Below are 20,913 nucleotides of genomic sequence, written 5' to 3'. Positions count from 1 at the left end.
GCGTCCGGCTGGTGAGGACCAGCCTATGCGGTGGTGCAATACCGGGAACCGGCCCCGCGATCCGGTCACCAACCGTCACGCACATATCACCCTGCGCCGGTGATACGTCGCTTATCGCGCCCCAGCTTCCGTACCACCACCCACATTTGGCAGGCTGTCCCCGCAACTCGGGGGCGCTGACACGTGCGGCTGAAGCCGCCGCCAGTGGGAGGAACACCAGCACCATGCAGACCGCAGCAGACGAAACATCCGCGACACGGGGGGCGCCGGGGGCGCCGGGGGGCACCCCGGGAACCCCGAGCCCGCCGGGACCGGCACCAGGGACGGCCCCGGGGCAGGCACGGGGCACGGGACCGGTGCCGGGTACGGCACGGGGTACGGGGCAGGCGTCGGCACTTGGCACAGGACCGGTGCCGGGTACGGCACGGGGTACGGGGCAGGCGTCGGCACTTGGCACAGGACCGGTGCCGGGGACGGCGCTGGGCACCGCACCGGGACCGGCGTCAGGCACGGCGCTGGGCACGGCACGCGGAGGCCCGGCCTCCGCCGGTGATCCTCGCCTCACCTGGAGCGCGACGGCCGGCACCGCCGCGCCCTTACTCCGCCACCGCCGCGACGGCATCCTCCCCGCCATCGCCGCCGCGCTCTCCGTACGCGGCGAAACCCTCACCTGCACCGCGGGCAAAGGCGAACAGCCACCCGTCCTGCACACCCTCGTCCAGGACTACCTCGACACCCTCACCAGCGGCCAGCGCGAACGCTTCACCGGCCGCTGCCCCGAAGCGATCCTGCTCTCCCGGCACTTGACCGCCGTCGAGACGGGACGCTCCAAACGCGCCCAGCGCAAACCCCTCACCCACGGCGAAGCCCGCCGCGCCCTCAAACACGCCAAGCTGACCGCGCGCCGCATACGCGAGGACGGCGACCCCCTCCACGGCAGCTACGCACCGCCCTGCCGCTCCTGCACCGCGCTCCTGGCCCACTTCGGCGTCCGCAGCGTCGAACCGTAGACCCGGCGCTCCCGCCCCCTCCCACCGAAAGGCCGCGGCCGATGCCGGACATCTCCACCACCCGCTTCCCCGTCCCCGTCGACGCCGCCCTGCGCTCCGCCGGCTGGCAGCCCGGCCGCTGGGACATCCGCCAGGCCGAGGCCTGGGCCGACGTGCTGCGCGGCCACGCCTCGCCCGCGGGCCACCGCCACACCGTCTTCCCCGCGGCCGTCGAGGCCTGGGCCGAATTCGGCGGCCTCCGCCTCACCGCACCGGGCCCCGGCCGCCGCAACGCCCCGGCCGCCCTGCGCTTCGACCCCCTCGCCGGCCTCCACCTCGCCCGCACCCTGGCCGACCTCGGACGGGCCCTCGACACGGACATCGCTCCGCTCGGCGAGGAGGGCGATCAGCAGGCGGTGCTCGCGATCGACTCGGAGGGGCGGGTGTACTCGCTCGATCACACGGGCGACTGGTACCTCGGGGCGGACATCGATCACGCGCTGTCCACGCTGATCACGGGCACGCAGCCGGTACGCCTGACAGCGGGCTGAACCCTGTCCTCTTTAGCCCGCCCGGCGGAGGACGAGCGCGCTTCAGCCTGTCCGGCGTTTGAGGACGAGCGCGCCCTTTCAGCCCGTCCGGCGTTTGAGGACGAGCGCCTTTCGGGCGCGAACGGGGTCTGGGGCGGAGCCCCAGGAGCCTGGACCTCAGCCCCCTCTTCCCGCCCCCGGAGGGTTTCGGGAAGGGGTGGGGTGGGGCATCCCCCGGGGTCTGGGGCGGAGCCCCAGCAACCCCGCTTTCGTCTGCAGACCGTGCCCGCGTCTCGCGCAGTTCCCCGCGCCCCTAAAGACGTAGGGCACCCGGCACCGCAGCCCACCGCCCGCGCCCACCGCGGCGGAGCCGCGCAAACGGCACAGCCCCGCGCCCCTGTAGGGCACCCGGGACCGAACGGATCACCCGCCCCCACCGCGGCGGAACCGCGGGAAAGGGCTAGTCGGGGCGACGGTCGGGGAGGATCGCCGAGACGCGGAAGCCACCCTCGTCCGTCGGACCCGACACGAACACCCCGCCAAGCCCCAGCACCCGCTCCCTCATCCCCACCAGCCCATTCCCCCCACTCGGCAACCCCGCATCCGCCGTCCCCCCGTCCGCAGGCCCGTTCTCCACCTGCATCGCCACCTCCGCCTCCCGGTAGGCGAGCCGCACCCTCACCTTCGCGCCCGCCGCATGCTTGTGCACGTTGGTCAGCGCCTCCTGCACCACCCGGTACGCGGTCTGCTCCACCAGCGCCTCACACCCCCGCGCCTCCCCCTGCACCGCCAGCTCCACCACCATCCCGGCCTCCCGGGACTGCTCCACCAGCGCCTCGATGTCCGCCAGACACGGCCCCTCCTCCGCGGCTGCCGCGGCCACCGCGGCCGCCGCCCCCACCGCCGCCAGCGGAACCGCGTCCACCCGCGCCGCCGGCTGCTGATCGGCCGCCCGCAGCACCCCGAGCATCTCCCGCAGCTCCGTCAGCGCCTGACGCCCCATGTCGCCCACGAGCGCCGCGTTCTTCACGGCCTTCTCCGGATCCTTGCGCGCCACCGCCTGCAGCGCCGCCGCGTGCACCACCATCAACGACACCCGGTGCGCCACCACGTCATGCATCTCGCGGGCGATCCGCGTCCGCTCCTCCGTACGCGCCCACTCCGCCCGCTCCTCCGCCCGGTCCGCGAGCAGCGACAACTCCCGCTCCAGCGAATCCGCGCGCTCCCGCAACGACTCCATCAGCCGCCGGCGCGCCCCTATATAGAGCCCGTACAACAACGGCGGACCCGAGATGCCGACCGACATCACCACCGACACCAGCGGCACGTACCAGCGCCCCGGGTCGTAATCGCCCCCCGCCACGCTCTGCTGCATCCGTACGAACGTGACGATGAACGTCCCCGCCACCGACATCCCCGCCAGCGCCGCCGTGATCCGGCGCGGCACCTCCGACGCGGCCAGCGTGTAGAGCCCCACCACGCTCAGCATGAAACCCATGCTGGCCGGGGTCACCGCGATCGACACCAGCACCACGGCGATCGGCCACCGGCGCCGCAGCACCAGCGACGCCCCCGCCACGAGCCCGAGCAGCACCCCGGCCGGCACCGGCAGCCCCGAGTCCCCGGCGAAGTTCACCCCCTCCAGCGCGCACTCCAGCGCGGAGAACACCCCGAGCGAGACGTCCAGCACCGCGCTGCGCCTGCGCTCCCACCACCACCAGCCACGGGAGGTCAACCCCGTGGCTTCCTGGTAAGCCCCCGTTGCGGTCATGGCTCCCAGCCTACGGGCGGGCGCGAACGTTTTTCCTTCGGCTTTTCCTCAGGTCAGGCAGCACGAAATCACCTCGAACACGCCGGGAATCGCCGTCCATCCCACGATGGAATGAATCCACCGATTCTTCGAGCGGACGTCCGCATTGCGGACAACGGTGTCCGTATGACATCGACCACACCCGGCAAATACGCCGACTTCGAGGGCCTCCGCCGCCAGGCCGTCGCCCTGCGCCGCGAGGGGCTCAGCCTGCGCCAGATCCGCGACCGGCTGCACGTCGACAACAACGACCTCCTCCACCGGCTGGTGAAGGGCGAGCCACCGCCGGAGTGGACCAAGCGCCCGAACGCGAGGGACGACCTCCGGGCCCGCGCGCGCGAATTACGCGCCCAGGGCATGACGTACGACCAGATCCAGGTCGAGCTCGGCTGCTCCAAGAGCTCCATATCCCTGTGGGTACGCGACCTCCCCAAGCCCCGGCCCCGCTACTCCGAGGAGGAACGGCGCGCCCTGATGAACGAGGGGCTCGCGCGGCTGCGCGCGTCCCAGGAGGAGGAGCGCAGGCGGATCAAGGCGGCCGCGCGGGACGAGATAGGGGAGCTCTCGGATCGAGAGCTGTTCCTCGTCGGAGTGGGGCTCTACTGGGCCGAGGGTGCCAAGGACAAGACGTACCGACGCAGCGAGATGCTGCAGTTCGTCAACAGCGACCCGAACATGGTCAAGGTCTACCTCGACTGGCTCGGCCTCCTGGGGGTCCCGCGCGAGCGGATGCGCTTCCGGGTCAGCATTCACGAGTCCGCGGACGTCGCCGGGGCCGAGCGGTTCTGGGCCGGTCTGGCCGGAGTCGACCCGTCGGCCTTCCAGCGGGCCACCCTCAAGAGGCACAACCCGCGCACCTCGCGGAAGAACACCGCCGAGGCGTATCAGGGCTGCTTGGTGATCTATGTGACCAAGAGTGCCGACCTCTATCGTCGCGTGGAAGGCGCTTGGTACGGCATAGTGTTGAGTGCCAATCCAGCGACCTGACCTAATGTCCGGTTTAGCCGGTTTCCATCCCCTGTGGTGTAATTGGCAGCACTGGGGCTTTTGGTGCCCTATGTCCGGGTTCGAGTCCTGGCGGGGGAGCTTCGTGGTTTCGGGTCCTGGCGATTCTCGTCAGGACCCGCCGCATTTCACCGCCCCCCACCCCGATTTCATCCGCGAAACCCCCCGGTATCCTTCGGTTGTCCACCCCCCGAAGCCGAAGGGCACCTCCGTGAGCGCAACCCGCCCGGCCGCCGTCGTCGTCCTCGCCGCGGGTGAGGGCACCCGCATGAAGTCGGCCACTCCCAAGGTTCTGCACGAGATCTGCGGGCGCTCGCTCGTCGGCCACGTCGTGGCAGCCTCCCGTGAGCTCGACCCCGAGCACCTCGTCGTGGTCGTCGGCCACGCCCGTGAGCAGGTCACCGCGCACCTGGGTGCCGTCGACGCCGGTGTGCGCACCGCCGTCCAGTACGAGCAGAACGGCACCGGGCACGCGGTGCGGATGGCGCTGGAGGAGCTGGGCCAGTCCATCGAGGGCACGGTCGTCGTGGTGTGCGGCGACACCCCGCTCCTGACCGGCGCCACGCTGGCCGAGCTGGCCCGTACGCACGAGTCGGAGCGCAACGCCGTCACCGTGCTGACCGCCGAGGTCGCCGACTCGACCGGCTACGGCCGCATCGTGCGGGACGACGCGTCGGGCGCGGTCACCGCGATCGTCGAGCACAAGGACGCGACCGACGCGCAGCGCGCGATCCGTGAGATCAACTCCGGTGTGTTCGCGTTCGACGGCGCGCTCCTCGCGGACGCGCTGGGCAAGGTGCGTACGGACAACAGCCAGGGCGAGGAGTACCTGACGGACGTTCTCGGGATCCTGCGGGAGGCGGGGCACCGGGTGGGCGCGTCGCTGGCGGGGGACTTCCGGGAGATCCTCGGGATCAACAACCGGGTGCAGCTGGCGGAGGCGCGCCGGCTGCTGAACGACCGTCTCCTGGAGCGGGCGATGCTCGCGGGCGTGACGGTGGTGGACCCGGCGACGACGTTCGTGGACGTGCAGGTGACGTTCGAGCAGGACGCGGTGGTGCACCCGGGGACGCAGCTCCTCGGTACGACGCATCTGGCTTCCGGCGCGGAGGTCGGTCCGAACTCGCGGCTGACCAACACGGTGGTGGGCCGGGACGCGCGGATGGACAACGCGGTGTCGTACGACTCGGAGGTGGGCGAGGGCGCGACGGTCGGTCCGTTCGCCTATTTGCGTCCGGGTACGCGGCTCGGCGTGAAGGCCAAGATCGGTACGTACGTCGAGACGAAGAACGCGACGATCGGTGAGGGGACCAAGGTTCCGCACCTGTCGTACGTCGGGGACGCGACGATCGGCGAGTACACGAATATCGGCGCGGCCAGTGTGTTCGTGAACTACGACGGTGAGTCGAAGCACCACACGACGATCGGCTCACATTGCAAGACGGGTTCGGACAACATGTTTGTTGCGCCCGTCACAGTCGGGGACGGTGCTTACACCGCCGCCGGTTCGGTGATCACGAAGGACGTGCCGGCGGGTTCGCTGGCCGTGGCCCGGGGCCAGCAGCGGAATATCGAGGGTTGGGTGGAGCGCAAGCGTCCGGGAAGTGCCGCCGCGCAGGCCGCTCAGGCTGCGGCCGAGCAGCCGGTTGGCGAGAACTGACCGGATTCGGGCGCGTCTTTCACGGGCTACCGTGATAGGTGCACATATTCGGCTGGCTCGCGGCGAGAGGGACCGCGCGGGTGCAGCAGCATCGAACTTGTCTGAGGAGACTGTGCTGTGACCGGGATCAAGACGACCGGCGAGAAGAAGCTGATGCTCTTCTCCGGCCGCGCCCACCCCGAGCTGGCCGAGGAGGTTGCACACCAGTTGGGTGTGGGCCTCGTGCCGACGAAGGCCTTCGACTTCGCGAACGGTGAGATCTACGTTCGTTTCCAGGAGTCGGCGCGTGGTGCGGACTGCTTCCTGATCCAGAGCCACACGGCTCCGATCAATAAGTGGATCATGGAACAGCTGATCATGATCGACGCCCTGAAGCGGGCGTCGGCGCGGTCCATCACCGTGATCATCCCGTCCTACGGCTATGCCCGTCAGGACAAGAAGCACAAGGGCCGCGAGCCGATCTCGGCGCGTCTGGTCGCGGACCTCCTGAAGACCGCGGGTGCGGACCGCATCCTCACGGTCGATCTGCACACGGACCAGATCCAGGGCTTCTTCGACGGCCCGGTGGACCACCTCACCGCCCTTCCGGTCCTCGCGGACTACGTGGGTGCGAAGGTCGACCGCTCGAAGCTGACGATCGTGTCTCCGGACGCCGGTCGTGTCCGGGTCGCCGACCGCTGGTGCGACCGTCTGGACGCGCCGCTGGCGATCGTGCACAAGCGCCGTGACAAGGACATCGCGAACACGGTGACGGTGCACGAGGTCGTCGGTGACGTGAAGGGCCGCGTCTGCGTCCTGGTCGACGACATGATCGACACGGGTGGCACGATCTGCGCCGCGGCGGACGCGTTGTTCGCGCACGGTGCGGAGGATGTCATCGTGACGGCGACGCACGGGATCCTGTCGGGGCCGGCGGCGGACCGTCTGAAGAACTCGAAGGTGAGCGAGTTCGTCTTCACGAACACGCTGCCCGACCCGTCGGACCTGGAGCTCGACAAGATCACGGTGCTGTCCATCGCGCCGTCGATCGCTCGGGCGGTGCGTGAGGTGTTCGAGGACGGTTCGGTCACGAGCCTCTTCGAGGAGAACTAGCACGTAGCTGTACGGAGTGAAGGGCCGCGCCGAGCAGGTGGACGCGGCCCTTCCCCATGCCGGGCGCCCTATCAGCGCCGCGGGACTGCCCCCCCTCTGCGCGGCTCCGCCGCGGTGGGCGCGGGCGATGGGCTCGGTGCCGGGTGCCCTACTAGGGGCGCGGGGAACTGCGCGGGTGCCCCAGCACGGTCTGCAGACGTAAGGCGGGGTTGGGGGCGCGCCCCCGCAGACGAAAGCGGGTTGGGGCGCGGGCCCCCGCGGGGTTGGGCTAGTGCGAGGGGCGGGCTCGTAGGGCGTCTACCGCGATGCGCGCCGCACGGCCCACCGCCGCATCCGCCGCCGGCAACGTCGCCGCCGTGGACGCAGCCCGGGTGAAGACGGCGACGGCGTACCGCCCGCCGTCGGGGTACTCCACGACCCCCGCCTCGTGCCGCTGCGTCGGCAGCGATCCCGTCTTGCCGCTGACGCGTACGTCGTCGAAGGGGAAGCCGGAGGCGAGCCGGTGGCTCCAGGCCTGGACGCCGAGGACGGCGCGGAGTTCGTCGCCCCACACCCCGCCGCACACCTCGTCGCGCCAGACCGCGCGGAGCAGGGCGGCCATTTCGCGCGGGGTGGAGCGGTTGGTGCGGGCGGGGTCGAGGACGGTGAGGCGGGCTACGGCGGCGGGGTCGACGAGGGCGGCGGGTCCGCCGGAGCCGGCGTCGGTGAGCATCGTCGCGTAGAGGGCCGCCTGGTCGTGGACGGCGACGGTGCGGGTCAGGCCGAGGGCGCGCATGGTCGCGTTGACGGTGTCGAGGCCGACGTACGCCCAGAGGACGTCCGCCGCCGCGTTGTCGCTGACGGCGATGGCGAGCGAGGCGAGGTCGCGTGCGGAGAGCCGGGCGGCGTCGCGCATGACGGCGAGCCCGGTGGGTCCGGGGGCGCGGCCTTCGGCGGGGATGTCGAGGGGCGCGGCGGGGTCGAGGCGGCCGGCGGCTGCTTCGCGGTAGAGGGTGGCGACGAGGCACAGCTTGTGGACGCTGGCGGTGGAGACGGGGGTGTCGGCGCCCAGCGCGACGGTGTCGCCGGTGTCGATGTCGGTGGCGCAGAGCGCTCCGGTGGTCCCGGCGTCGGTGAAGGCGGCGGTGATGCGGCCGCGTACGGGGCCGGGGCCGGGGCCGGGGATGTTCACGGTCACAGCGGGAACTCCGATGCGGGGCGGGGGAACAGGCGCCGTTGGGGGGCGGTGGGGACGAGCCCGGCGTGGTCGCGCAGGACGTCGTGGGCCGCTTCGGTGAACAGGCGGACGGCGGGTCCGTCGCGTCCTGCGGGCCACGCGGTGGAGGTGCGCCAGGTGAGGGGGGTGCCGCGCAACGGGCGCCAGGTGGTGCCGGGTTCGGGGGCGGGCCGGGGCACGAGGGCGACGACGTGGGTGCCGGACAGGATGAGGGCGTGGGTGAACTCGCTGCCGGTGACCTCGCGTACGGCGCCGGGGGTGCAGCCGTGGCGGGCGCAGGCGGTGAGGGTTTCGTCGTGGAGGGCGGGGGCGGTGGGGCGGGGGAAGAGGAGGAGCTCGCGGCCGTCGAGGTCGCGTACGTCGATCTCGGGGTGCTGGGCGAGGGGGTCGTCGGCGGCGAGGAGCGCGCCGAGCGGCTGGTGGAGCTGGGGGCCGAAGCCGAGGCCGGTGGCGGGGCAGGGGTGGCGGACGATGCCGGCGTCGAGGGTGCCCGCGGTGAGTTCGGCGGTCTGCTCGGCGGTGGTGAGTTCGCGCAGGTCGAGGGTGCCGCCGGGGCTGCGGTCGCGGTAGGCGGTGAGGAGGGCGGCGACGGTGGCGCCGCCGAGCTGGGGCGGTACGGCGGCGCGCAGGGTGCCGGCGGCGCCGCCCTGGACGCGGCCGACGAGGGTGCGCAGCCGGTCGGCGGCGTCGAGCAGGGTGTGGGTTTCGGCGAGGACGAGGCGGCCGGCGGGGGTGAGGGTGGCGCCGGTGCGGCCGCGGTCGAGGAGGCGGACGCCGAGTTCGCGTTCGAGGCGCTGGATGCGCTGCGAGAGGGAGGGCTGGGCGACGCGCAGGCGTTCGGCGGCGCGGCCGAAGTGCTGTTCTTCGGCGACGGTGCGGAAGTACCTGAGGTGCAGCAGCAGGTCCATGAGCAGCAAGGATAGGGGAATGCCTATCCGTACCGACCCGATAGGCGGCTGCCTGCCCCCGGCCCGGGATTGATCCAATTGGGTCGTCGGGGGGTCGCCGGGTAGTCTGGGGCAGTTGCTCGGCGAGGGAGGCCGTACCTGAGGTACGGCGGTCCGTTATCGACGCGCTCTTCGTAGCAGGCCAGTCGTGGCCGGGTGACCCCCTTTTTTTTGGTTTCACCTTCTACGAGGAGTGCACATGTCCGAGGTCAAGATTGCCGCCGACGTCCGTTCGAGCTTCGGCAAGGGTGCTGCGCGCACCATCCGCCGCGAGAACAAGGTTCCCGGCGTCATCTACGGTCACGGCACCGAGCCGGTCCACGTGACCCTGCCGGGCCACGAGCTGCTGCTCGCGCTGCGTACGGCGAACGTCCTGCTCTCCCTGGACATCGACGGCAAGACCGAGCTCGCGATCCCGAAGGCCGTCCAGCGTGACGCCATCAAGGGTTACCTGGTCCACGTCGACCTGCTGCTCGTCAAGAAGGGCGAGAAGGTCACGGTCGAGGTTGCCGTGGAGACCGAGGGCGACCTGGCTCCGGGCAGCTTCCTCGTCGAGAACGTGCTGAACACGCTCTCCGTCGAGGCCGAGGCCACCCACATCCCGACCTCGGTCACCGTCTCCATCGAGGGCCTTGAGGCCGGCGCGGCGATCCACGCCAAGGACATCAAGCTGCCGTCGGGCACCACCCTGGCCACCGACCCCGAGGCCGTCGTCATCCAGATCCTGTCGGCTCAGGCCGAGGAGCCGGCTGCCGAGACCGAGGCCGCCGAGGGCGCCGAGGCCTGAGCCGCACGCTCTGCCTGAGATTCCGTGCCGGGCACGGGTCTTGAACGGGGCGGCGGGCCACACGTGGCCCGCCGCCCCGTTTTTCTGTGCACGTGTTTGCTGTACGTGTTGTTCCCGCTGTACGTGACCGAGGAGACGCAGCCCCCATGACGACGACCGACCACGCGAACGCGCCCTGGCTCATCGTGGGCCTGGGCAATCCGGGGCCCGAGTACGCGGCGAACCGGCACAACGTCGGGTTCATGGCCGTGGACCTGCTGGCGGAGCGCATGGGCGGCCGGTTCAAGGCGCACAAGGCGCGGGCGCAGGTCGTGGAGGGGCGGATCGGTCCGCCGGGGCCGCTGAACCGCCGGGTGGTGCTGGCGAAGCCGCTGTCGTACATGAACCTGTCGGGCGGTCCGGTGACGGCGCTGCGCGATTTCTACAAGGTGCCGGTCGCCAACATCGTCGCGGTCCATGACGAGTTGGACATCGATTACGGGGTGCTGCGGCTGAAGCTGGGCGGCGGGGACAACGGGCACAACGGTCTGAAGTCGATCACGAAGTCGCTGGGTCCGGACTATCACCGGGTGCGGTTCGGGATCGGGCGTCCGCCGGGGCGGATGCAGGTGGCGGACTTCGTCCTGAAGGACTTCTCCTCGACGGAGCGCAAGGAGCTGGGTTACTTCGTGGACCGGGCGGCGGACGCGGCCGAGGCGCTGGTGATCGAGGGCCTGGAGCGGGCCCAGACGACGTACAACTCCTGACAAGGCTCCTTTTGGGGGGTGAACCGGCGCCCCCGGTTTGACCGTTCGCGGTCAGGGGCGTCAGGATCGCGCCCCATGGTGAAGCGGAGCCGTACCTTCCTGATGTTTGTGCGGCGGGCAGCGTCGGCCCTGGTCGTCGCGGTGCTCGTGGTCGCCGGGTTCTGGTCGTCGTGGGGCACGGCCCAGCACGTGGTCCTCGCGAAGGGCCGCGACCACGGGACGCTGACGGTGACGGGCTGCGCGGACGACGTCTGCGCCGGGCCCTTCGCGCCCGTCGGCGACTCGGCGCCGCACGCGCGGGTGACGATTCCCGAGTCGGTGGCGGCGGAGCGGGGCGATCACCTGCCGGTGGTCCTGAAGCCCGGCACGACCCAGGCGGTACGCAGCGGCACGGCGGGCTTCCTGTACGCCTGGCTCCCCCTGGCGGGGGCGCTCCTGCTGGCCTCCCTGCTGGTGGCCGGGGGTCTGCGGATGCCGCGGACGGCGTGGGCGGTGGGCCTGCTGGGCGCGGCGACCATGGCCTGGACCTTCATCGCCCTGTAGCCCCGCGCCCCTGCGGGGCACCCGGCACGGCGCCGAGCGGGGTGGGGGGCGGAGCCCCGGGGGGCTCCGCCCTGGTGGGTCAGCCTGTGTTGCGGAGGCCCGCCGCCACGCCGTTCACCGTGAGGAGAAGCGCACGGGACAGCAGCGGGTCCGGAGCCTCGCCCCGGTCGGCCGCCGCCCGCTGGCGCGCGAGCAGCGCGACCTGGAGGTAGGAGATCGGGTCCAGATACGCGTCCCGGATCGCGAAGGTCTGCTGCAACACCGGGCTGGCGCCGAGCAGTTCATCCCGCCCCGTGATCCGCAGAACCTCCCGCACCGTCAGCTCGTGCTCCGCCTCGATCGTCGCGAACACGTGCTTCAGCTCGTCCGGCACGAGCGTGTCGACGTAGTGCCGGGCGATCCTGAGGTCCGTCTTCGCGAGCGTCATCTCCACGTTGGAGAGGAAGTTGCGGAAGAAGTGCCAGCGCTCGCTCATCTCGCCGAGCACCTCCTCAAGACCCGCCTCGCGCAGCGCCTTGAGCCCGGAGCCGACGCCGAACCAGCCGGGCACGATCTGCCGGGACTGGGTCCAGCCGAACACCCACGGAATGGCGCGCAGCCCGTCGAGTCCGGCCCCGGAGTCGGGTCGGCGCGAGGGCCGCGAGCCCAGGTGCAGCTCGGCGAGCTGGTCGACGGGCGTGGAGGCGAAGAAGTACGCCGGCAGGTCCGGGTCCTCGACCAGCCGCCGGTAGGCGGAGTGCGCGGCGTCGGACACGGTGTCCATCGCCGCGTCCCAGCGCGCGAGCGACTCGTCGGACTGGCGGGGCGCGGTGTGCAGGGCGGAGGCCTGGAGCGTGGCCGCGACGGTCAGCTCCAGGTTCTCCCTGGCCAGGGAGGGGATGAGGTACTTGTCGGAGATGACCTCGCCCTGCTCGGTGACCTTGATCTCGCCTTCGAGGGTGCCCCACGGCTGGGCGAGGATCGCGTCGTGCGAGGGGCCGCCGCCGCGGCCGACGGTGCCGCCGCGGCCGTGGAAGAGCCGCAGCCGCACCCCGTACCGGTGCGCGACGTCACGCAGCCGGCGCTGGGCGCGGTGGATCTCCCACTGGGAGGTGGTGATGCCGCCGAACTTGGAGGAGTCGGAGTAGCCGAGCATGACCTCCTGGACGTCGCCGCGCAGCGAGACGAGCCGCCGGTAGGAGGGGTCGGCGAGCATCTCGTCGAGGATGACGTCGGCGGCGCGCAGCTCGTCGGTGGTCTCCAGGAGCGGCACGATGCCGATCTTGGCCCAGCCGCCGTGCAGGTCGATGAGGCCTGCCTCGCGGGCGAGGACGGCCGCGGCGAACACGTCGTCGGCGCCCTGGCACATCGAGATGATGTACGACTCGATGACCTCGGGGCCGAACCGCTCGAAGGCTTCCTTGATGGTGCCGAAGACGCCGAGGGTCTTGTGTCCCGCCGCGTCGAGCGGGGCCGGGACCGGGGCGAGCGGGCGGCGCGAGCGGAGCTCCTTGGCGAGGAGCTTCTGCCGGTAGTCGCGCGGCATGTCGGCGTAGCGCCAGGACTCCTCGCCGAGCCGGTCGAAGAGCTGGCCGAGCGCGTGGTGGTGGGCGTCGGCGTGTTCGCGTACGTCCATGGTGGCGAGCTGGAGGCCGAACGCCGCGAGGGTGCGGATGGTGCGGTCCATGCGGCCGTCGGCGAACAGAGCGCCGCGGTGGTCGCGCAGGGACGTCTGGATGAGGGTGAGGTCGGCGAGCAGCTCGGCGGTGCCGAGGTAGTCGCGGCCGGGCTGGTGCGGGGTGCCCTTGGCGAGCCGGTCCTTGGTGTGGACGAGCTTCTGCCGGATGGCGGTGGCCTTGAGCCGGTAGGGCTCTTCGGCGTTGAGCCGCTTGTAGCGGGGGCTGATCTCGGGGAGCGCCTCGAGGTCGGCCTGGAGCGAGGTGAGGAGTTCCTCGTTCGCGCCGGCGTAGCGGATGGAGTTGGAGAGCAGCCCGCGCAGGAAGTCGATCATTTCGAGCGCGTCGTTGATGCCGTGCTCGTGCTGGAGGATCAGCACGTCCCAGGTGACCTTGGGCGTCACGTTGGGGTTGCCGTCGCGGTCGCCGCCGATCCAGGTGCCGAAGGTCAGCGGGCGGGTGCCGGGCGGCAGTTCGACGCCGACGCGTTCCAGTTCGGCGGCGAGGTCCTCCAGTACGTCCCCGACGGCGCCGGCGTGCAGCTCGTCGAGGTAGTAGATGGCGTTGCGGGCCTCGTCGGCGGGTTCGGGGCGTACGACGCGGAGCTCGTCGGTCTGCCAGACCAGGTCGATGTTCTCGGCCAGGCGCAGGTCGTGGCGGCGCCGGTCGGATTCGACGACCGGGGTCTCCAGGAGTTCGGCGATGCGGCGCAGCTTGTTCAGGACGGAGCGGCGGGCGGCCTCGGTGGGGTGGGCGGTGAAGACCGGCCGCACGTTGAGGTTCTTGACGCTCTGGCGGACGTGCTCGGGGTCGCCGTCCTTGAGCATGTCCGCGGTGCGGGCGAGGAGGCTGCCCTCGGCGGCGCGGTGGGCGCGCAGTTCGCGGCCGCGGTGGACCTGTTCGGCCACGTTGGCGAGGTGGAAGTAGGTGGAGAAGGCGCGCACCAGCTTGGCGGCGGTCTCCACTTCGGTGCCGCCGAGGAGGTCGGCGGCGGCTTCGCCGTCGCTCCGCGTCAGCGCGCGGACCCGCTCGACGAGCTCCAGGAGCTCGGGGCCCTCCTGTCGGACGAGGGTCTCGCCCAGGAGGTCACCCAGTCGGCGGATGTCGGCGCGCAGCTCGTTGCTGGCGGCGGGGGTCTGGTCGGCACTGCTCACAGGTGCGGCTCCTTGCAGTGTTTGAGCACGTCTGGAGGGTTCTGGAGGCTTGCGGACCGCGCTGTCCGACGACACCCAGGATAGGTGTCCCATTCCGCCCCGCCGTCACGGGCTCTTGTCCCCGGCCACGGCACTGCCATACTTACGTTGCCGTAGGTTACGCACCCGTAGCCGGGCGAATCCGCTCGTTTTCCTCACCCTGCCGGGGGTACTCCCCATGACCACCAGTCCCGATCTGCTCAAGTCTCCGGACGGATCTCCCCCTCCGTCCGCGACGCTGGGCGGCGAGAGCAAACGCTCCATCGAACAGATCGCCCTGCTGTTCTTCATCACGGTGCCGTTCGTGGCCCTGGTCGCGGCGGTGCCGCTCGCCTGGGGCTGGGGCGTCAGCTGGCTCGACATCGGCCTCCTCGTCTTCATGTACTACCTGGGCTGCCACGGCATCACGATCGGCTTCCACCGCTATTTCACGCACGGTTCGTTCAAGGCGAAGCGGCCGCTGCGGATCGCGATGGCGGTCGCGGGGTCCATGGCGGTCGAGGGGCCGCTGGTGCGCTGGGTCGCCGATCACCGCAGGCACCACAAGTTCTCGGACGCCGAGGGCGACCCGCATTCGCCGTGGCGTTTCGGCGAGACGCTGCCGGCCCTGATGAAGGGCCTGTGGTGGGCGCACATCGCATGGATGTTCGACGAGGAGCAGACGTCGCAGGAGAAGTACGCGCCGGATCTTCTGGCCGACCCTGCGATCCGCCGCATCTCGCGTGACTTCGTGTGGTGGACGATCCTGTCGCTCGCGATCCCGCCGCTGGTGGGAGGCCTGGCGACGATGTCGTGGTGGGGGGCGTTCACGGGGTTCTTCTGGGGCTCCCTGGTGCGGGTGGCGTTGCTGCACCATGTGACGTGGTCGATCAACTCGATCTGTCACGCGGTGGGCAAGCGTCCCTTCAAGTCGCGCGACCGCAGCGGCAACGTGTGGTGGCTCGCGGTCCTGTCGTGCGGCGAGTCGTGGCACAACCTGCACCACGCGGACCCGACATCGGCCCGGCACGGGGTGATGCGGGGGCAGCTCGACTCCAGCGCGCGGATCATCCGCTGGTGCGAGCAGCTGGGTCTGGCGTACGACGTGCGCTGGCCGAGCGCGGCCCGGATCGACTCCAAGCGGAATGAGGGCGGCCGGTCCCGGCGCAAGGAGAAGGCCGCCGAGGCGGCATGATGGACGACGTGGCGACCGACTCCAGCACCACCCGTACCACCAGCACCACTGGTTCCACCGGCGGCTCGGCAAGGGCCGCCGGCCGCGGCTCGGCCGGGGCCTCCGGCTCGGCCGAGAAGCCACGGCGCACCCGCAGGACCCGGATGACCGGGGCCGAGCGCCGCGAGCAATTGCTGGACATCGGTCGCACACTCTTCGCCGAGAAGGGCTTCGAGGGCACCTCGGTGGAGGAGATCGCGGCGAAGGCCGGGGTCTCCAAGCCGGTGGTGTACGAGCACTTCGGCGGCAAGGAGGGCCTGTACGCGGTGGTCGTGGACCGGGAGATGCGCTCACTGCTCGACGGCGTGACGGGCGCGCTGACCGCGGGCCATCCGCGGGAGCTCCTGGAGCAGGCGGCATTCGCGCTGCTCGACTACATCGAGACGTATACGGACGGATTCCGCATTCTGGTGCGCGACTCCCCGGTGGCCCAGTCGACCGGAACGTTCGCTTCCCTGATCTCCGACATCGCCACCCAGGTCGAGGACATTCTGGGCCTGGAGTTCAAGGCCCGTGGATTCGACGCGAAACTGGCGCCGCTGTACGCGCAGGCGCTGGTCGGCATGGTCGCGCTCACCGGCCAGTGGTGGCTGGACGTGCGGAAGCCGAAGAAAGCGGAAGTCGCCGCTCACCTGGTCAATCTGGCCTGGCACGGTTTGGACGGTCTTGAACCGAAACCGCGTCTCATAGGGCACCGTAAAAGCTGATTCGTTACCCCGCCGTTTCTTCTTTGATGCCTCCTCGGCCGAGATCGTTCAACTCGGGCCACAATTTTCACTTCAACTGCACAAGAATCAGCGGTAGTCTTCACGCACAATCCCGGGGGGGATTTTCGCCTTTCCTCGCGTGCCCTCACCCATGACTGCCGTACGGAACGCCGTACAGGCCGTCGGGGTGCATGTGCCGCGCTCCTTTCAGCGCGCCCACGCGACGACGCATACGCAGCGACTTGGTTCCCCCCGGGTCTACCCGCTTATTCCCATGGGGGGAATTTTGTCCTCTGTGCGCACCAAGCGCGCGAGCCGCCTCGCGGCCTGCACCGCCATCGTCCTGTCGGCGGGCATGCTGCTCGCCGGTCCGGCCTCGGCCGACACCGCTCCGGCGGGACCGCACGGCCCCGTTTCGACGCCGAAGCCCACGATCAACCCGTCGGCGACGCTGCCCCACACCAAGGCCCCGCTCAAGGCGAAGCAGCGGTCCCTCGCGGCCGGCGCGGCCGTCACCGGCGTGGCGAAGCCCCGCTTCGACCTGGGCGGCGACGGGGAGTCCGACATGCTCGCCCGTGAGCCCAACAACAAGCTGTACTGGGAGGACTGGCGGAGCGCCCAGAACCCCGAGTTCTACAACACCCTCGGCTCCTACAAGGACCTGATCCTCCCCGGTGACCTGGGCGGCGGCACCTCCCCCGAGGTGCTCGACCTGTCCCCGACCGGCGTCCTGACGCTGCACGCGGACGTCACCAGCTCCGGCATCTACTCCAGCGGCTGGTCCGGCTCCGGCTGGAACATGTTCAACAAGGTCGTCTCGGCCGCCGACCTCACCGGTGACGGCCACAACGACCTGCTGGCCCGCACCCCCGGCGGTGACCTCTACCTGTACGCGGGCACGGGCGACCTGAACGCCCCGTTCTCGGCCGGCAAGAAGGTCGGCAGCAGCTGGAACATGTTCGACCAGATCGTCGGCGCCAACGACGTGAACGGCGACGGCATCGGCGACGTCTACGGCCGTACGCCCAGCGGCGACCTGTACTTCTACGCGGGCACCGGCAACGCCGCGGACCCGCTGAAGGCGGGCGTGAAGGTCGGCTGGGGCTGGAACACGTACAACCAGATCCTCGGCGTCGACGACCTGAACGGAGACGGCAAGGGCGACCTGGTCGGCCGCGACCTGTCGGGGCAGCTCTGGTTCTACGGCTCGAACTCCGACGGCCAGCTCAACTCCCGCCTGGCCATGGGCAAGGGATGGCAGTCCGCCCAGCTCACCGGGTCGGGCGGCAACCCGGCCTACGGCAAGCAGGAGCTGTACGGCCTCACCGGCGCCGGAGCCCTCAACTACTACTGGGGCCAGGGCGACGGCTACCTGTCGGCGGTCTCCCCCGGCACCGCCGGTGACTGGGACGGCGTCCCCTACCTCGCCGCCCCCTCCTCGCTCGATGTCAGCGACCGCTGGGCCAGCCTGCTCTTCCTCGATGGTGCCGGCGAGCTCTACGTCAACGGCAACCAGCTCGGCGGCGGCTGGAACATCTACAACACCGTGATCGGTGTGGGCGACCTCACCGGTGAGGGCAACGGCGACCTGATCGCCCGCCAGGGCGGCAACGGCCACCTGTACCTGTACCCGGGCAACGGCCAGGCCACCGGCGTGTACTCGCGCATCGACATCGGCGCCGGCTGGAACGCGTACGACAAGCTCTTCGGCGCCGGTGACGTCAACGGCGACGGCCTGGCGGACCTGCTGGCCCGTACCCCCGACGGCACCCTCTACCTGTACGCGGGCACCGGCAACGCCAAGGCCCCGTTCAAGGGCCGGGTCAAGATCGGCACGGGCTGGAACATGTACGGCGCGAAGATGATCGCCGCTCCCGGCGACCTGACCGGCGACGGCCGTTCCGACATCGTCGCGGTGGACTCCTCCGGCAACCTGTGGCGTTACGACTCCAACGGTTCCGGCGGCTTCAACAGCCGGGTGAAGATCGGCTTCGGCTGGAACACCTACAAGTACGGCATCTACTAGGCCGACCCCAGCGGTACCGGGCGCCCCGCCCCCTCGTCGTGAGGGGGCGGGGCGCTCCCCGTTTCAGGCCCGCGCCGACGGCGGCAGCGGCTCCAGGAACTCCAGGCGGTTGCCGACCGGGTCCTCGGAGTAGAACCGCCGGTGGCCCGGGAGGTTCTCGTCCCACACGACCGGGGCGCCGTGCCCTTCCAGACGGCGGGCGTACGCCTCGATCGCGGTGACGCGGAGCCCGGGGTGGGCCTTCTTAGCGGGCCGGAACTCCTCCTCAACGCCCAGGTGGAGCTGGACGCTCCCGTACTGGAACCAGCAGCCGCCGCGGGCCGCGAGCGGCGGCGGCTTGGGGATCTCCGTCATGCCGAGCACGTCCTCGTAGTACGCCCTCAGCAGTGGCTCGCTGCCCGGCGGGGCGGCGAGTTGAACGTGGTCGACAGCGGCGAGCATCGCCGGGCCTCTCCTTCTCCCCCGCGTCCCGGCCTACTTCTTCCTGGCGACGGCGAAGATGCGGCGGAAGGGGAAGACCGTGCCGTGCGGGCCCGGCGGGTAGGCCTCGCGGAGCCGGTCGCGATATTCGGTGAGCAAGGCGTCAATGGCCTCCTGGTCCCCGTCGAGGGCGGTGAGCACGGGGCGCAGGGCGGTGCCCTTCACCCAGTCGAGGACGGGGTCCTGGCCGGTGAGCAGCTGGCAGTAGACGGTTTCCCAGGCATCGGTCTCGCAGCCGAGATCGGCGAGCTTGGTGAGGTAGTCGGCGGGTTCGAGGATATGGACGTAGCGCCGGCCGTGGTCGTCGAGGCGGCTGCGCCAGCGCGGGGAGTCGCAGAGTTCGGCGAGGATGGCGTGGCTGGGCGAGGTGAAATTGCCCGGCACCTGGAAGGCGAAGGTGCCGCCGGGGGCGAGCCCGTCGATCCAGGCGGGGAAGGAATCGGGGTGGTTGGGCACCCATTGCAGGGCCGCGTTGGAGACGATCAGGTCGTACGGTTCGCCGGGCACCCAGTGCGCGGCGTCGGCGACCTGGAAGTCGAGCCAGCCGCCGCCCGCGGTGGTGCCGGCGTAGTCCTTGTCGGCCTGCGCGAGCATCTGCGGGGAGAGGTCGAAGCCGGTGATGCGGGCGTCGGGCCAGCGGTCGGCGAGGCGGACGGTGACATTGCCGGGGCCGCAGCCGAGGTCGGCTATCCGGGGTGAGAGCCCGTCGGCCGACGGCAGGTCGGGTATGCGGGCGAGCAGGTCGAGGAACGGGCGGGTGCGGTGGCCGGCGTGGCGCAGATACTGCTGCGGGTCCCAGACCGGCGGCCCTGATGGTGCGGTCGACGATGAATCGGAATACATGTTCGAGCCCCCTTGCAGGTACGGCTGAGCGAAGCGGAACAGGGTCCCGGCCCCTCCATGCCCAATGGTGGCTCGATATATATCTTGACGTCAAGAGACTTCACGTCGAGGGACCCTCTACACTGATCGACATGGAGGACGAGGTCGACCGACTGGTCGCAGCATGGCGCCGAGAGCGCCCGGACCTCGACGTGGAACCGCTTGAGGTCCTCAGCCGGGTCAGCAGGCTGGCCCGGCATCTCGACCGGGCCCGCAGGCTCGCCTTCTCCGAGCACAGCCTGGAGCCCTGGGAGTTCGACGTCCTGACGTCGCTGCGGCGCGCGGGCGCGCCCTACCAGCTCTCGCCGGGTCAGCTCCTGACCCAGACCCTGGTCACCTCGGGCACCATGACCAACCGGATCGACAGGCTCGCCAAGAAGGGCCTGGTCGAGCGGCTGCCCGACCCCAGTGACCGCCGCGGGGTGCTCGTGCGGCTCACCCCCGAGGGCCGCGACCGCGCCGACCAGGCGCTCGCCGGCCTCCTCGAACAGGAGCGGGCCATCCTCGGCGAGCTCAGCCGCCAGCAGCGGGGTGAACTGGCGGCGCTGCTACGCCAGTTGACCGCCCCGTTCGACAACATCCCCGGCTAGGTCGGCGGGGCCCACACCCGCCCGGCGGGCCAGGGCGACGGCGGCCAGGGTGGAGTGCACGCCCAGCTTGCCGAGCACGTTCTGCATATGGGTCCGTACGGTGTGCGGGGACAGGAACAGCCGCTCGGCGACCGCCTTCCGGCCGAGCCCGGCCACCATGCAGCGCAGCACCTCGCGCTCGCGCGGGGTGAGCGACTCGACGAGCCGCTCCGATTCCGTACGGTGCTTGCGCGCGGCCGTCAGCTCCCGCAGGACGCCGGTGAGCAGCGCGGGCGGCAGATGCGTCTCGTCGCGCAGGACGCCCCGGATCACGGCGAGCAGCCGTTGCAGGGAGCAGTCCTTGGCGACCCAGCCGCACGCGCCGGCCTGGAGCGCGAGCGCCGCGCGGCGCGGGTCGTCCTTCTCGGCGAGGACGACGGTACGCACCGCGGGCTGGCCCGCGCGGACGCCCGCGACCAGCGAGATGCCGTCCACGAGCCCGTCCGCGCCGCCGCCGTCGGGGACCGCGCGGGCCACCGGGACCGTGGCGGACGCGCCCAGGTCGGCGTCGACGAGCATCACGTCGAACCTGCGGCCCTCGGCCGCGCCCCGCTCCAGGCAGCGCAGCGCGGCGGGGCCGCTGCCGGCCGCGGCCACGTCCACGTCGGGCTCCGCCGCCAGGGCCGCGGCGAGCGACTCGGCGAAGATGCGATGGTCGTCCACCACGAGAACTCGGATCCGTACCAAGTGACACCCCCAGGGTCGGAGGACGGACCGGTACGGGTACGGCGCCCGGAGCCGGGATCACCACAGACGCACGGCCGCCGCCATGCACTGAGTAGTACCCCACCCCGGGCGACGTA

At 71.1% G+C, this 20,913-nt stretch carries 19 protein-coding genes and 1 tRNA gene; 13 read left to right on the top strand and 7 right to left on the bottom strand.

Features of this window, described 5'->3' with window-relative positions; all coding sequences use genetic code 11:
* Positions 1-515: 515 nt before the first annotated feature.
* Positions 516-1,010 (top strand): YwqJ-related putative deaminase, encoded by a 495-nt coding sequence (locus tag OOJ98_RS01650; protein ID WP_267055464.1) that lies wholly within the window; start codon positions 516-518, stop codon positions 1,008-1,010.
* Positions 1,011-1,051: 41 nt separating this feature from the next.
* The gene (locus OOJ98_RS01645; protein WP_267052809.1) at positions 1,052-1,540 is read left to right on the top strand and encodes an SUKH-3 domain-containing protein; all 489 of its coding nucleotides are present in this window, start codon (positions 1,052-1,054) and stop codon (positions 1,538-1,540) included.
* Between the two features lie 439 nt (positions 1,541-1,979).
* Here the strand turns inward: OOJ98_RS01645 and OOJ98_RS01640 are convergent, their stop codons facing one another.
* A complete protein-coding gene (locus OOJ98_RS01640) occupies positions 1,980-3,290 on the bottom strand; it encodes a sensor histidine kinase (RefSeq protein WP_267052808.1) in 1,311 nt (436 codons plus the stop codon).
* 165 nt (positions 3,291-3,455) lie between these two features.
* Here OOJ98_RS01640 and OOJ98_RS01635 point away from each other — a divergent pair, with 165 nt between their 5' ends.
* The 4 genes from OOJ98_RS01635 to OOJ98_RS01620 all read left to right on the top strand — a co-directional run bounded on the left by OOJ98_RS01635 (position 3,456) and on the right by OOJ98_RS01620 (position 7,086).
* Complete coding sequence (locus OOJ98_RS01635) at positions 3,456-4,316, top strand: hypothetical protein (RefSeq protein WP_267052807.1); 861 nt, start codon at positions 3,456-3,458, stop codon at positions 4,314-4,316.
* Positions 4,317-4,343: 27 nt separating this feature from the next.
* Positions 4,344-4,415: transfer RNA gene (locus OOJ98_RS01630), tRNA-Gln, on the top strand.
* Positions 4,416-4,545: 130 nt separating this feature from the next.
* Positions 4,546-5,994, top strand: a complete 1,449-nt coding sequence (gene glmU / locus OOJ98_RS01625) for a bifunctional UDP-N-acetylglucosamine diphosphorylase/glucosamine-1-phosphate N-acetyltransferase GlmU (protein ID WP_267052806.1) — start codon at positions 4,546-4,548, stop codon at positions 5,992-5,994.
* Between the two features lie 117 nt (positions 5,995-6,111).
* The gene (locus OOJ98_RS01620; RefSeq protein ID WP_267052805.1) at positions 6,112-7,086 is read left to right on the top strand and encodes a ribose-phosphate diphosphokinase; all 975 of its coding nucleotides are present in this window, start codon (positions 6,112-6,114) and stop codon (positions 7,084-7,086) included.
* Positions 7,087-7,354: 268 nt separating this feature from the next.
* Here OOJ98_RS01620 and OOJ98_RS01615 read toward each other — a convergent pair whose 3' ends face one another.
* Positions 7,355-8,263, bottom strand: coding sequence for a serine hydrolase (locus tag OOJ98_RS01615; protein ID WP_267052804.1), 909 nt, complete (start codon positions 8,261-8,263; stop codon positions 7,355-7,357).
* Positions 8,260-9,210 carry a LysR family transcriptional regulator gene (locus tag OOJ98_RS01610; RefSeq protein WP_267052803.1) on the bottom strand — a complete coding sequence of 317 codons (951 nt, stop codon included), beginning with the start codon at positions 9,208-9,210 and terminating at the stop codon, positions 8,260-8,262. The genes OOJ98_RS01615 and OOJ98_RS01610 overlap by 4 nt, the downstream gene beginning before the upstream one ends.
* A gap of 238 nt (positions 9,211-9,448) precedes the next feature.
* Between OOJ98_RS01610 and OOJ98_RS01605 the strand changes: the two genes are divergently transcribed.
* The 3 genes from OOJ98_RS01605 to OOJ98_RS01595 all read left to right on the top strand — a co-directional run bounded on the left by OOJ98_RS01605 (position 9,449) and on the right by OOJ98_RS01595 (position 11,325).
* Entirely contained in the window at positions 9,449-10,036 is a 588-nt protein-coding gene (locus OOJ98_RS01605; protein ID WP_267052802.1) for a 50S ribosomal protein L25/general stress protein Ctc, read from the top strand.
* Between the two features lie 146 nt (positions 10,037-10,182).
* A complete protein-coding gene (gene pth, locus OOJ98_RS01600) occupies positions 10,183-10,782 on the top strand; it encodes an aminoacyl-tRNA hydrolase (RefSeq protein ID WP_267052801.1) in 600 nt (199 codons plus the stop codon).
* A 75-nt stretch (positions 10,783-10,857) separates the two neighbouring features.
* Entirely contained in the window at positions 10,858-11,325 is a 468-nt protein-coding gene (locus OOJ98_RS01595; protein ID WP_267052800.1) for a hypothetical protein, read from the top strand.
* A gap of 79 nt (positions 11,326-11,404) precedes the next feature.
* Here OOJ98_RS01595 and ppc read toward each other — a convergent pair whose 3' ends face one another.
* Positions 11,405-14,134 carry a phosphoenolpyruvate carboxylase gene (gene ppc / locus OOJ98_RS01590; RefSeq protein ID WP_267052799.1) on the bottom strand — a complete coding sequence of 910 codons (2,730 nt, stop codon included), beginning with the start codon at positions 14,132-14,134 and terminating at the stop codon, positions 11,405-11,407.
* 217 nt (positions 14,135-14,351) lie between these two features.
* Between ppc and OOJ98_RS01585 the strand changes: the two genes are divergently transcribed.
* The 3 genes from OOJ98_RS01585 (at position 14,352) to OOJ98_RS01575 (ending at position 18,119) form a co-directional block, all read left to right on the top strand.
* Positions 14,352-15,347 carry a fatty acid desaturase gene (locus OOJ98_RS01585; RefSeq protein WP_267052798.1) on the top strand — a complete coding sequence of 332 codons (996 nt, stop codon included), beginning with the start codon at positions 14,352-14,354 and terminating at the stop codon, positions 15,345-15,347.
* Positions 15,344-16,093 (top strand): TetR/AcrR family transcriptional regulator, encoded by a 750-nt coding sequence (locus OOJ98_RS01580; RefSeq protein ID WP_267052797.1) that lies wholly within the window; start codon positions 15,344-15,346, stop codon positions 16,091-16,093. The genes OOJ98_RS01585 and OOJ98_RS01580 overlap by 4 nt, the downstream gene beginning before the upstream one ends.
* Before the next feature lie 295 nt (positions 16,094-16,388).
* The gene (locus tag OOJ98_RS01575; protein WP_267052796.1) at positions 16,389-18,119 is read left to right on the top strand and encodes a VCBS repeat-containing protein; all 1,731 of its coding nucleotides are present in this window, start codon (positions 16,389-16,391) and stop codon (positions 18,117-18,119) included.
* Between the two features lie 63 nt (positions 18,120-18,182).
* Here the strand turns inward: OOJ98_RS01575 and OOJ98_RS01570 are convergent, their stop codons facing one another.
* Both OOJ98_RS01570 and OOJ98_RS01565 read right to left on the bottom strand, forming a co-directional pair.
* A complete protein-coding gene (locus OOJ98_RS01570; protein WP_267052795.1) occupies positions 18,183-18,560 on the bottom strand; it encodes a VOC family protein in 378 nt (125 codons plus the stop codon).
* A gap of 33 nt (positions 18,561-18,593) precedes the next feature.
* Positions 18,594-19,442 carry a trans-aconitate 2-methyltransferase gene (locus OOJ98_RS01565; protein WP_267052794.1) on the bottom strand — a complete coding sequence of 283 codons (849 nt, stop codon included), beginning with the start codon at positions 19,440-19,442 and terminating at the stop codon, positions 18,594-18,596.
* Positions 19,443-19,573: 131 nt separating this feature from the next.
* On the opposite strand from OOJ98_RS01565, the gene tamR reads away from it, so the two are divergent.
* On the top strand, positions 19,574-20,071 hold the full coding sequence (tamR, locus tag OOJ98_RS01560) for a MarR family transcriptional regulator TamR (RefSeq protein ID WP_267052793.1): 498 nt from the start codon (positions 19,574-19,576) through the stop codon (positions 20,069-20,071).
* Here the strand turns inward: tamR and OOJ98_RS01555 are convergent.
* Positions 20,030-20,797 carry a response regulator transcription factor gene (locus OOJ98_RS01555; protein ID WP_267052792.1) on the bottom strand — a complete coding sequence of 256 codons (768 nt, stop codon included), beginning with the start codon at positions 20,795-20,797 and terminating at the stop codon, positions 20,030-20,032. The two genes, tamR and OOJ98_RS01555, sit on opposite strands and share 42 nt — an antisense overlap.
* Positions 20,798-20,913 lie beyond the last annotated feature (116 nt).

This window comes from Streptomyces sp. NBC_00083, from assembly GCF_026343295.1.
Lineage (GTDB): Bacteria > Actinomycetota > Actinomycetes > Streptomycetales > Streptomycetaceae > Streptomyces.
The sequence above is the reverse complement of the archived record's forward strand: the minus strand, read 5'-3'. Positions and strand labels throughout refer to the sequence as shown.